We start from the raw sequence: 12,959 nt of genomic DNA on the forward strand, positions 1-12,959 counted from the left end.
GGCTTGATGGATGGGGGCTTGCTCACGGGTTCTGGTTCCGAAGGGCGCGGGAGAGGATCCCGCCCACCGGCTCCAGGATGTGCGGCATCAACATGTCGTCGTGGCTGCACGGAACTTGGTGCTCGTCGACCCGTCCAGTGACGTGCGCCGTCCAGGCGTCGCGTCCCTTGCCGGGGGCGGTTCGGGCACCGTCCCGGCGTAGCGCCGCCGTCAGCAGGAGCAGGTCGCCGCGGAACACAGCCGGTGTGAACGCCGCGCCGATGCCGGCGTTGTGCCGCAGCGTGTGCGCGAACGTACGGAGGTCGTCCGCCGTCAGGTTGGCCATCACCGCACCGACCTGCTGGAAGAACGCGCTCAACGCGTCCGGTGTCAACGGCTCGTTCGCACCGACCGTGGGGATGGCGTCAGGATCGTAGCCGGCGTTCGCGGCGATCATCCTCAGCATCTTGTCCTCGTCCGCAGGCACCGGCTCGTCGCCGTCCTCTGCCGCGGCCGGGAAAGCGTCCAGCAGTGCGAGGAGTGCGATCTCCTCACCCTGTTGCTGGAGTTGAGTGGCCATCTCGAAGGCGACGAGGCCTCCGAACGACCACCCGACGAGGTGATACGGCCCCTTCGGCTGCACCGAGCGCAGCTGCTCGACATAGTCCGCGGCCATCACCGAAAGCGTGGCCGGGGGTTCCGCGCCCTGCAGCAGGGTGCGGGCCTGGAGGCCGTACAGCGGGTGGCCCGGCGGCAGATGATCCTTGAGGTGGTAGTAGCCCCAGCTGTGTCCACCCGCCGGGTGGACACAGAAGATCGGTGCCCGATCCCCGTCCAGGTGCAGCGGCAGCAGGACGTCGCCCTGTGCCTTCGTCGCCCCGCGCAGCCGCTCGGCGAGCCCGGCCACGGTGGGCGCCTCGAAGAAGTCCCTGGGCTGCAACCGCGCGCCGAGGGCGGCACGGATCCGCCCGATCAGGCGCATCGCGAGCAGGGAGTGCCCGCCGAGGGCGAAGAAGCTCGAGTCGCTGCCGACCCGGGCGACATCCAGTCCGAGGACCTCGGCGAAGAGGACGGCGATGATCTGCTCGCGCGGGGTGCTGGGGACACGGGTGGGGGTGGTGGTGCGGGTGTAGTCGGGTGCGGGGAGTGCCTTGCGGTCCAGTTTCCCGTTGGGTGTCAGTGGTAGTGCGTCCAGGGTGACGACGGCCGAGGGCACCATGTATTCGGGCAGTGTGAGCCTCAGCTGGTCCCACACGTTTCTCTGGTCGAGGTCCTTGCCGTCCTCGGGCACCACGTATCCCACGAGTCGGTGGTCGGTGGGCCGGTCCTCGCGGATCACGACGGCGGCGCCGGCGACGGCGGGGCATGCGGTCAGCGCGGCTTCGACTTCGCCGAGTTCGATGCGGAAGCCGCGCAGTTTGACCTGGTCGTCGGTGCGGCCCAGGTAGCGCAGGGTGCCGTCGTTGTTCCAGGAGGCGAGGTCGCCGGTGCGGTACATACGGGATCCGGCGGGGCCGTAGGGGTCGGCGACGAACCGCTCCGCGGTCAGTGCCGGCCGGTTCAGGTAGCCGCGGGCGAGTCCTGCCCCCGCGAGGTACAGCTCACCGGCCACGCCCGGCACGACCGGACGCAGCCCGGCATCCAGCACGTACACCCGTGTGTTCGAGATCGGACGGCCGATCGACGGAGCCGTTGCGTCATCGGCACGGTTCAGCTCGGCGGCCGTCGACCAGATGGTCGTCTCGGTGGGCCCGTACACATTCGTCACCGACCGGCCGAGTCCGCGGAGCGTCTCCGCCAGGGCCGCGGAGACGGCCTCGCCGCCCACCAGCACACGGCGCAACCCAAGGCCCGTCGCGCCGGACGCCGCCGACAGCTCCCGCCACAGCGAAGGCGTCGCCTGAACGACGGTGACCTCGGCCTCGGCGATCAGCGCGACCATGGCGAGCGGCTCGTTCGCCACCGTGGCCCCGGGCAGCACGACCCCGGCGCCGCACAGAAGCGGCAGGTAGATCTCGAGCCCGGCGATGTCGAATGCGATCGTCGTCACGGACAGGAACCGGTCCCCTTCCGTGACACCGATCCGGCTCTTCATGTCGTCCATGAAGTTGGCGAGGCCTCGGTGGGGGACGGTGACGCCCTTGGGTGTGCCGGTGGAGCCGGATGTGTAGATGACGTAGGCGGGGTGGGCGGGGTCGGGTGTGGTGTGCGGGTCGGTGGGGTCCAGTGTGGCTGTGCGGGCTTGGAGGGCGGGGTCGTCGAGGTAGACGGTCGGGGTGTCCTGGCTCCAGATGTCGGCGGTGGTGGTGTGGGTGAGGACGAGGGTGGGCTGGGCGTCCTGGACCATGAAGCGGATGCGCTCCACGGGGTAGCCGGTGTCGATGGGAAGGTAGGCCGCTCCCGCCTTGAGGACCGCCAGGAGAGCGGTGATCATCTCGGGTGAGCGGGGAAGGGCGAGGGCCACGATGTGTTCGGGGCCGACGCCCCGCTCGACCAGGAGCCGCGCCAGGCGATTGGCGCCGGTGTTGAGCTCGTCGTAGGTGATGTGGGTGCCGTCGCAGATCAGGGCGACGGCGTCCGGAGTGGCCTCGGCCTGAGCCTGGAACAGCTCCACAAGCGTGCCCGAAGGGAGAGGAGCGGCGGTGTCGTTCCACTCCTCCAGCAGGCGGTGCCGCTCCTCCTCGGACAGCACCTCGACCGCGGCGACACGCTGAGTGGGATCGTCCGTGACAGCGCGCAGCACCCGCAGCAACCGCTCCACCAGCGCCGTCATCGTGGCCCGCTCGAACAGGTCGGTACGGTAAGTGAGGGAGCCGACGACCCCGTCCGGCGAACCGTCCCCGCCGTACCGCTCAGCCAGGCTCAGCGCCAGATCCGTGCGCGCCGCATGGACGTCTGTGGGCCGCATCGAGGCCTGCGCCCCCGCGAACTTCAGTGTCGTGCGCGGGGTGTTGTTGAGGGCGAGCATGACCTGGAAGAGCGGGTGGTGGGCCAGGGACCGCGTGGGGTTGAGTGCTTCGACCAGACCCTCGAAGGGCACGTCCTGGTGGGCGTAGGCGTTGAGGTCCGTCTCGCGGACACGGTCCAGGAGTTCGGCGAAGGTGGGGTCGCCGGACAGGTCGGTGCGCAGGACGAGGGTGTTGACGAAGAAGCCGACCAGGTCGTCCAGTTCCTCCTCGCCGCGGCCGGCGACCGGCGTGCCGATGGGAATGTCGGTCCCGGCGCCGAGGCGGTGCAGGAGCACGCTCACAGCCGCCTGCAGCACCATGAACACCGTCGTCTGCCGCGACCGCGCCAGGCCGCTCAGGGCCTGGTGCAGCTCGGCGTCGATCCGCACCGGAACCGACCCACCGTCATACCCGGCCTGATCCGGATACGGGCGGTCGGTCGGCAGCTCCAGACGCTCCGGGATTCCGGTCAGAGCCTGCTTCCAGTGGTTGAGTTGGGCGGAGAGCAGGCTGTCGGGGTCGTGTTCGTCGCCGAGGAGTTCGTGTTGCCACAGGGTGTAGTCGGCGTACTGCACGGGCAGCGGCGTCCAGGCCGGAGCACGGCCCGTGCGCCGAGCCGCGTATGCCGTGCTCAGATCGCGGGCCAAGGGGCCCATCGACCAGCCGTCACCGGCGATGTGGTGGATCACCAGGACCAGCACGTGCTCGTCCACGGCCTCGTCGACGCTGAACAGGGCTGCGCGGAGCGGCAGTTCGGTCGCGAGGTCGAAGGGGTGGCGCACGGCGCGATCCACCGCGCCGGCCAGTTCCGCCTCGGTGACCGACTCGACGTCCATCGCCGGCCGCGCCTCGGCGACCGGGCGGATGTCCTGGTAGGGCTGGCCGTCGTTGTCCGGGAAGACCGTGCGCAACGCCTCGTGGCGCGCCACGACATCCTGGAGGGCGGCTCGCAGAGCATCGATGTCCAGGGCGCCGGACAGGCGCAGGACGACGGGAACGTTGTAGGTGGCGCTGGGGCCTTCGAGCCGGTGCAGGAACCACAGGCGGCGCTGCGCGAACGACAACGGCATCCGCTGCGGACGCACCCGGGGCGTCAGCGCGGGACGCTCGGCCGGGTTCGTGCTCGTTTCGACCGTGCGTGCCAGGGCGGCGACGGTCGGGGCCGCGAACAGGTCGCGGATGACGAGGTCCGCCCCGATCACGGCCCGGATACGGCCGATCAGGCGCATCGCGAGCAGGGAATGCCCGCCCAGGTCGAAGAAACTGTCGTCCACACCGATCCGGTCGACGCCCAGAACCTCGGTGAACAGCCCGGCCAGAATCTCCTCACGCGCATCGCGCGGAGCCCGCGACGATGCCGCCGCACCGCTGTACTCGGGTGCCGGCAATGCCTTGCGATCCAGCTTCCCGTTCGGCATCAACGGCAGCTCATCGAGGGCAACCACCACTGCGGGCACCATGTACTCCGGCAGCCGCACGCCAACGGCCTTCCTCACCTGAGCGACGTCGACGGACCCGTCGGCCACGACATAGCCGACCAGACGCCGGTCACCCGGCCGGTCCTCACGGATCACGGCGACAGCACCTGCAACACCCGGGCACGCCGCCAACGCCGCTTCAACCTCACCCAGTTCGATGCGGAAGCCGCGTAGTTTCACCTGGGCGTCGGCGCGGCCCAGGAACTGCAGCGTGCCGTCCCGGTTCCACCGCACCAAGTCCCCGGTGCGGTACATCCGCGACCCGGCAGGCCCGTAGGGGTCGGCGACGAACCGCTCCGCGGTCAGCCCCGGCCGGTTCAGATAACCACGCGCGACACCCGCCCCCGCCACATACAACTCACCCGGCACCCCCGCCGGCACCGGAGACAGAGACTTGTCCAGGACATAGGCGCGCACGTTCGCGATCGGCCGGCCGATCGGCGGCACCACCGCACCCGACAGCGCCTCGCTCAACGTCGCACAGACCGTCGTCTCCGTCGGGCCGTACGCGTTGACCATCCGCCGGCCCACGGACCAGCGCCCCACCGTATCCGGGTCACAGGCCTCGCCACCCACCACAACCGTCACCGACTCCGGGACCCGCGCCACATCCAGCACACCCAGCGCCGAAGGCGGCACCATGCAATACGTCACGCCCGCCTCGGACAGCACACGGGCAAGCGCGGCACCCGGAGCCAGCTCCCGCACATGCGCCACCACCAGCGCGGCCCCCGACAGCAACGCCAGGCTCCAGTCCCAGGTAGCCGCATCGAAACTCGGTGACGCGAACTGCAGCACACGGCTGCCCGGACCCACACCGAGACGGGGCCCCGAAGCCTGCACCAGATTCACCAGACCGGCATGCGTCACCACCACACCCTTGGGCACACCCGTCGACCCCGACGTGTAGATGACATAGGCAGGATGCGCGGGCTCAGGCCCGCCTGCAGCCAAAGCCGCCGAATCGGCGCCAGCCAACTCGGCCCGAACAGCGGGGTCGTCGAGCCGCACCACGAACGTACCCTGCTCCCACAGATGCGTCGTCGACGCGTCCGTCACCACCAGCGCCGGGCGGGCATCACGGACCATGAAACGGATCCGGTCCACCGGATAGCCAGTATCGACGGGCAGATACGCCGCCCCCGCCTTCCACACCGCAAGGACCGCCACCACCAGCTCCGGCGACCGCGGCAACGCAAGCGCCACCAACTGCTCCGGCCCCACACCCCGGTCCACCAGCAACCGCGCCAGCCGATTCGCCCGCACATCCAACTCACCGTAGGAGAACACGGTGCTGCCGTCCCCCGACACCACCGCCACCGCATCCGGCGCCTCCGCAACCCTGCCCGCAAACAAGGCCGGCGCCGTACCCGCCCGCACCTCCCCCACCGGACCGGCACCCCACACACCGATCACACGCTCCCGCTCACCAGCGGAAAGCAACTCCACCGCCCCGACCCGCTGCCCCGCATCTCCAGCCACCGCCGTCAGGATCCGCACAAGGCGATCGAGGAGCGCGTCCGCGTCCGGGCGGGTGATGCTGTCGTCGCGGTAGTCGAGGCGCAGCCGCAGTTCGGGGCCGGGGACGACGACGAGGTTCAGCGGGTAGTGGGCGCCGTCGTAGCCCGTGGCTCCGGTGACGCGCAGGCCGCCGGTGTCGTCGGCGGCCTGCCCGGTGCGGTCGGCCAGGTAGTTCTCGAAGGCGACGACAGTGTCGAACAGGTTGCCCGTACCGGCGGCCCGCTGGATCTCCGTCAGGGACAGGTGCTGATGCGGCAGCAACGCCCCCTGTTCGGACTGGACACGCACAGCCAGATCGGCCCACGTGTCCCCCGCCCCCAGCCGCACCCGGACCGGCACCGTGTTGATGAACAGGCCGATCATGCTCTCGACACCCGGAATCTCGGGCGACCGCCCCGACACCACGGCACCGAACACCACGTCGTCCTGACCGGTCATCCGGCCGAGGAGCACACCCCAGGCGCACTGCACCAGCGTGTTGAGGGTCACGCCGGCCCGGCGTGCCTGGGCATCGAGGGCCTCCGTGGTCTCCGCGTCCAAGTGGGACACCAGCCGCTCGGGCAGAGGCGCGGGCCCCGGGTCCGCCGGGAATGCGGCCGCCGCCGCATACGTCGGTTCGGCTCCCGCCATCGCCTGGGTCCAGGCGTCGAGTGCCGCCGTCCGGTCACGCTCCACGAGCCAGGTCAGGTAGTCGCGGTAGGGCGTCGGCCTGGGCAGGGAGGAGTCGTCGCCACCGGCTGCGTACAGCCGGTACAGAGCGAGGAGTTCCTTGATGTGGAGGGTCGACGACCAGCCGTCCGTGAGGATGTGGTGCTGGGTGATGGCCAGGCAATGGCGGTCTTCGCCCAGGCGCACCAGTGCGAACCGCATGAGCGGCGGCTGTGCGAGGTCGAAGCGCCGCGCCCGCTCCTTGCGGAGGAAGTCGTCCAGCGCGGCGTCGGCGTCGGCGCTTGCACGCAAGTCGACTTCCTGCCACGGAAGTCGCGTCCCGTTCTCGATGATCTGCACCGGTCGGTCCAGGCCCTCGTGATGGAATGCCGCTCTCAGGTTGGGGTGGCGCTCCAGCATGCGCTGTGCCGCCGCCTCCAGGGCCTTGCCGTCCACGAATCCGTCGAGACGCAGCGCCATCTGGACCGTGTAGACGTCGAGGGCGTCACGTTCCGCGCTGTCGGCGAGGGCGTGGAAGAGCATCCCCTCCTGGAGCGGGGAAAGAGGCCAGACGTCAACGAGCTCCGGGTGTCGCTGCTCGAGTTGGACGATCTGCTGGTGGGTGAGGTCGACGAGGTCGAGATCGCTGGGGGTCCGGCCCGCGGGCTCGGGGCCTTCGGCGTGCGTGCTGAGTGCGGCGAGAGCCACCAGCCAGGCGTCGGCGAGGTCCTGGACACGGTCACGGGCGAAGCGGGCCTCGGGCCACTTGAAGGTGGCGCTCAGCTCGGAGCCGTCCTCGGAGTCCACGGTGACGGCATTGATCATCAACGGGTTCGGGGCCTGCATACGCGGGTCCAGGCCGCCGAGCGACGGGTTGCCGGGGACCTGCTGCCAGTCCGCGGCCGTGGTGTCGGCGCCGCGGGCGGGCACGGTGAACCGGCCGAGGTAGTTGAAGGCGACCTGAGGGTCGGAAAGCCGGGCGAGGAGGGGGGCCGTCTCCGGGTTGAGGTGGCGCAGCAGTCCGTAGGCGAATCCGTTGTCGGGGACGGCGCGCAACTGCTCCTTGACCTGTTGCAGCGCACGGCCGACCGCGGGCCCGCCGGCGCGCAGGTCGGCGGCGGGTACGGCGCCGGGGTCGAGGCGGACCGGCGCCATGCTGGTGAACCAGCCGACGGTACGGGTGGTGTCGGTCCCGGCGAGGCCGTCCTGGCGGCCGTGTCCCTCCAGGTCGATGAGGGTGGCGGTGTGGCGGGGATCGTCGCGCCAGGCAGCGAGGGCGACGGCAAGCCCGGTCAGGAGCACTTCGTTGAAAGTGGAGTGCAGCGCGGCGGGCACGCGGGTCAGCAGAGCCTCGGTGAGTTCGGCCGGGACGGCGACGCGCAGCGAGTCCAGCGTGTCGGCGGTGTCGCGTGCGGAACGGTCGTCCGCGTCCTGCCCGAGACAAGGTTCGGGTGGGGAGAGCATCTCGGTCCACTGCGGCAGCGACGCGGTGAACCGGGGCTCACCGGACAGCTCCGTGAGCCTGCGGGCCCACTGTCGGAACGACGTGCCGACCGGAGCCGGCTCGGGGGCCCGCCCCGCGAGTACGGCCGAGCCCGCGACGGCGAGGTCCGGCAGCAGGATCCGCCATGAGACGCCGTCCACGACCAGGTGGTGGATCGTCAGGAGCAGCCGGCCCGGTTCCTCCGGCCCGTTGTCGAACCAGACGGCCTGCAGCATGACCCCGTTGTCCGGGGCGAGCCGTCCTCGTGCCTGTTCCGCGTGGTGGGCGAGGAGTTCGCGCCGTCGCTCGTCGTCGAGACCGGCAGTCGCCACCTGGGTGAGGTGCGGCTCGACCGGCACCGCACCGGCCGGCGGGACGTGGAGCACCCGGTCGGCGTCGGTGCCGTCCCGCCGCACGAGGCGGGCCCTCAGCATGTCGTGGTGATCGACGAGCGCCTGCAGTACGTCGCCGAGCTGCGCGCGGCCGATGCCGGCGGGCACCTGTACGAGGACGGACTGGTGGAAGGCGTCGAAGGGGTGGCCGGGTTCGAGGAGCCAGTGCATGACGGGCGTCAGCGGCACCTCGCCCACTCCGGCCCGATCGGCGTCGGTGTCCTCTCCGCCGTCCCCGCCGTAGGCGCTGGCACCGCCGATCGGCCGTGCCCTGCGGGCCAGTGCCTCGGGTGTCTGGTGCTGGAAGACGTCGCGGGGTGTCAGGTCGAGGCCGTGTTCGCGGGCGCGGCTGACGAGGACGATGGAGCTGATGCTGTCGCCGCCCAGGGCGAAGAAGCCGTCGTCGACGCCGACGCGGTCGGGGTCGAGGCCGAGGACGTCGGCGAAGAGGGCGGTGAGGGTCTTCTCCGTCGGGGTGCCCGGGGCGCGGGTGGGAGCGGCGCGGGTGAGGTCGGGTGCGGGCAGCGCCCTGTGGTCCAGCTTCCCGTGGGCGCTCAGGGGCAGCGTCTCCAGGATCACCACGGCTGTGGGCACCATGTACTCCGGCAGCCGCGCGCCAACGGCCTTCTTCACCTGAGCGACGTCGACGGGCCCGTCGGCCACGATGTAGCCGACCAGGCGCCGGTCGCCGGGCCGGTCCTCACGGATGACGGCGGCGGCGGTCGCGACACCGGGGCAGGCCGTCAACGCGGCGTCGACCTCGCCGAGTTCGATGCGGAAGCCGCGTAGCTTCACCTGGTGGTCCGCGCGGCCCAGGAACTGCAGCGTGCCGTCCCGGTTCCACCGCACCAAGTCCCCGGTGCGGTACATGCGGGACCCGGCGGGGCCGTAGGGATCGGCGACGAACCGCTCCGCGGTCAGCCCCGGCCGGTTCAGATAGCCGCGCGCGACACCGGCCCCGGCCACGTACAACTCACCGGGCACACCGGGCGGCACGGGAGACAGACCCTCGTCCAGGACGTAGGTCCGCACGTTCGCGATCGGCCGGCCGATCGGCGGCACCACCGCACCCGACAGCGCCTCGCTCAACGTCGCGCACACCGTGATCTCCGTCGGCCCGTACGCGTTGAACATCTTTCGCCCCGCGGACCAGCGTTCCACGATCTCCGGACCGCAGGCCTCACCGCCGACGATCAGCGTCAGGGTGCCCGGCAGACTGGCCTCGGACAGCACCCGCAGCACCGACGGCACCAGTGTGCAGTGCGTGATCTCCTCGTCACGGAGCAGATCGAGGAGATCGGGCCCGGGCGTGAGCCGGTCCGCGTCGGCGAGTACCAGCGTGCCGCCCGTCAGCAGGGCAGTGAAGAACTCCGACGCGGCGGCGTCGAAGCTGGGCGACAGGAACTGCAGCACCCGGGAGCCGACACCGATCCCCCATTGCTCGCTCTGCGCGAGCGCGAAGTTGGCCAGCCCTCGGTGGGGGACGGTGACACCCTTGGGGGTACCGGTCGAACCCGAGGTGTAGATGACGTACGCCGGGTGCGCGGGGTCCAGGGCGCCGACCCGGTCGGCGTCGGTGAGGTCGGACGCGTCCAGGCCCGCGAGGTGCTCCCGGACCGCGGGGTCGTCGAGGACGATGACGGCTGCGCCGTCCTGATCCGGCAGGAGTTCACCGGCGCTGGAGTGGGCGAGGACGAGGCTTGGCCGGGCGTCCTCCAGCATGAAGCGGATGCGGTCGCCCGGATAGGTGGTGTCGAGTGGCAGATAGGCGGCGCCCGCTTTGAGCACGGCGATCAGGGCGGTGATCAGGTCCGGGGACCGGTGGAGGGCGAGGGCGACGATGTGTTCTGGGCCGACGCCCCGCTCGACCAGGAGCCGGGCCAGGCGGTTGGCGCGGGCGTTGAGGTCCGCGTACAGGACGTCGACGCCGCCGGCGCTGAGTGCGCTCGCGTCGGGTACCGCGACCGCACGCTCCTGGAACAGCTCCACAGCGGTACCGGCCAGATCCGTCGTGGCCGTGTCGTTCCACTCTTCGAGTACTTGGCGTCGCTCGCCGTCCGACAGCAGGTCGTACGACCCCACGCGGCGCTCCGGGTCGGCGACGCCGCTCCTGAGCACGCGGATGAACCGCTCGGCCATGGCTGTGACCGTGCCGTGGTCGAACAGGTCGGTGCGGTAGGAGATCACGCCACTGATCCCGGAGCCGCTGCCGTCGTCGTCGTGCTGTTCGGCGAGACTGACGGACAGGTCCATCCGGGCGGACTGGGAGCGGACGGCCTGAGGAGTGGCTTTGAGCTCGCCGCCGAACTCCGGTGTCGCGCGTGGGGTGTTGTTGAGGGCGAGCATGACCTGGAAGAGCGGGTGGTGGGCCAGGGACCGCGTGGGGTTGAGTGCTTCGACCAGGCTTTCGAAGGGCACGTCCTGGTGGGCGTAGGCGTTGAGGTCCGTCTCGCGGACACGGTCCAGGAGTTCGGCGAAGGTGGGGTCGCCGGACAGGTCGGTGCGCAGGACGAGGGTGTTGACGAAGAAGCCGACCAGGTCGTCCAGTTCCTCCTCGCCGCGGCCGGCGACCGGCGTGCCGACGGGGATGTCCGTGCCGGCGCCGAGGCGGTGCAGGAGCACGCTCACGGCAGCCTGAAGCACCATGAACACCGTCGTCTGCCGCGACCGCGCGAGTCCGGTCAGGGCCTGGTGCAGCTCGGCGTCGATCCGCACCGGGACCGAACCGCCGTCAGCCCCGGCCTGTTCCGGGTACGGACGGTCGGTCGGCAGCTCGATGCGCTCAGGCAGCGCGGCCAGAGCCTGGTTCCAGTAGGCGAGTTGGGTAGAGAGCAGGCTGTCGGGGTCGTTCTCGTCGCCGAGAAGTTCGTGTTGCCACAGGGTGTAGTCGGCGTACTGCACGGGCAAGGGTTCCCATGCCGGGGGGCCGCCTGCGCAACGGGCGGTGTAGGCGGTGCTGAGGTCGCGGGCCAGAGGGCCCATCGACCAGCCGTCACCGGCGATGTGGTGGATCACCAGGACCAGTACGTGCTCGTCCGCGGCATCGTCGACATTGATCAGGGTCGCGCGGAGCGGCAGTTCGGTCGCGAGGTCGAAGGGGTGGCGCGTGGCGCGGTCCACCGCAGCGGCCAGCTCCGCCTCGGCGACCGTTTCGACACTCACTTCGGGCTCTGCCTCGGCAGCCGGACGGATGTCCTGGTACGGCTGGCCGTCGTGGTCCGGGAAGACCGTGCGCAGGGCTTCGTGACGGGTGACCACGTCGTTCAGCGCGGCAAGTAACGCCTTCGTGTCCAGGGCGCCGGACAGACGCAGCACCACTGGCACGTTGTACGTCGCACTGGGTCCCTCAAGCCGATAGAGGAACCACAACCGACGCTGCGCGAACGACAACGGCACCATAGTCTCTTCGCGTTCCCCTCATGTCATGGCAGCGGCTCTGGCGCCGGTCTGTCCCGCGCGATGTGCATCCGGATCCGGAAAGGTTCAGGTCATCCGGACATGGCCACCAGGACACGGCGCGGTCCGGTGTACGGGCGGCGGCCGTGCGCCACGGCCACGTTGTCGATCAGCAGCAGATCGCCGTCGTGCCAGTCCACGTCCACGGCCGCGGCCAGACCGTTGTCACGCACGTGCGCCACGTACTCGTCCGGAATGGGCGTGCCGTCGGCGAACGTCACCGACTGCGGCAGCTCGTCCTCCGGCATCAGTTCGGAGAGCATCGTCGCGGTGTCGGCATCGAGACCGGCGAGGTGCCACTGGTCGAACTGGTTGAACCAGACCTCGCTGCCGGTGCCCGGATGCCGCACGGTGGCCGGGCGCAGCTGCGTGATGCGGATGCCGCCGTCCGCCTTCCACTCCCAGGTGACATCGGCGTCCGCGAGGTGCGCCTCGACCTCGTCCTTGTCGGAGGTCTCGAACGTGTCCATCCAGCTCCTGCCGAAGCCGGCCCCGCTGTGCAGGTTCTGCGTGTAGCGGATGCCCTTGCTGAAGGCGGCCCTGACGTCCTCGTCGAGGGAGTTCAGCCACACCGTGCAGTCGACCACCGGCGTCGCGCCCCCGGTGACCGGCTGGCGCTCGCAGTAGAAAGCGAGCCGGGACGGCCACCGGCTGGCATAGGAAAGCTCGTTGTGCATCGAGATGGTGAACTCGGCCGGGTACTCGGTCGAGGTGTACACGTTGCTGCCGACCTTGGTGCGGGGCGAGTTGCCGTGCACATAGGCGAGGCGGTTCGGCAGGAGGAGGTCGAGCACCGAGCCGACCTGCTTCTGGGACGTGCCGAAGCCACGGAAGACGAGGGCCTTCTTCGCGAGGAGCAGTTCGGCCGTCTTCGCCGTGTCGTTGATCGCCGTCAGCAGACCCTCATGGTTCGGCGTCACCCCCGCGGTGTCCGGCGTCACCACATGGGGCGTCCAGTCGCTCGACTCACTCACGCCACTTCTCCTCTGTTCCTTGTGACTTTCGGCGCCTTGGATGTCCCGCTGTCCGGGCGTCCGACTGCCCGCCGCCGGCC

At 70.5% G+C, this 12,959-nt stretch carries 1 protein-coding gene and 1 pseudogene; both read right to left on the reverse strand.

What is annotated here, in order from left to right; all coding sequences use genetic code 11:
- Positions 1–22 precede the first annotated feature (22 nt).
- A pseudogene (locus AC0VYN_RS21765) lies at positions 23–11,863 on the reverse strand (amino acid adenylation domain-containing protein); the annotation flags it as partial.
- A gap of 74 nt (positions 11,864–11,937) precedes the next feature.
- Complete coding sequence (locus tag AC0VYN_RS21770) at positions 11,938–12,879, reverse strand: TauD/TfdA family dioxygenase (protein ID WP_475532318.1); 942 nt, start codon at positions 12,877–12,879, stop codon at positions 11,938–11,940.
- Between the last annotated feature and the right edge of the window lie 80 nt (positions 12,880–12,959).

The organism is Streptomyces sp. 63XJN7_1_ISO-PGPR-S23-121, from assembly GCF_056173025.1.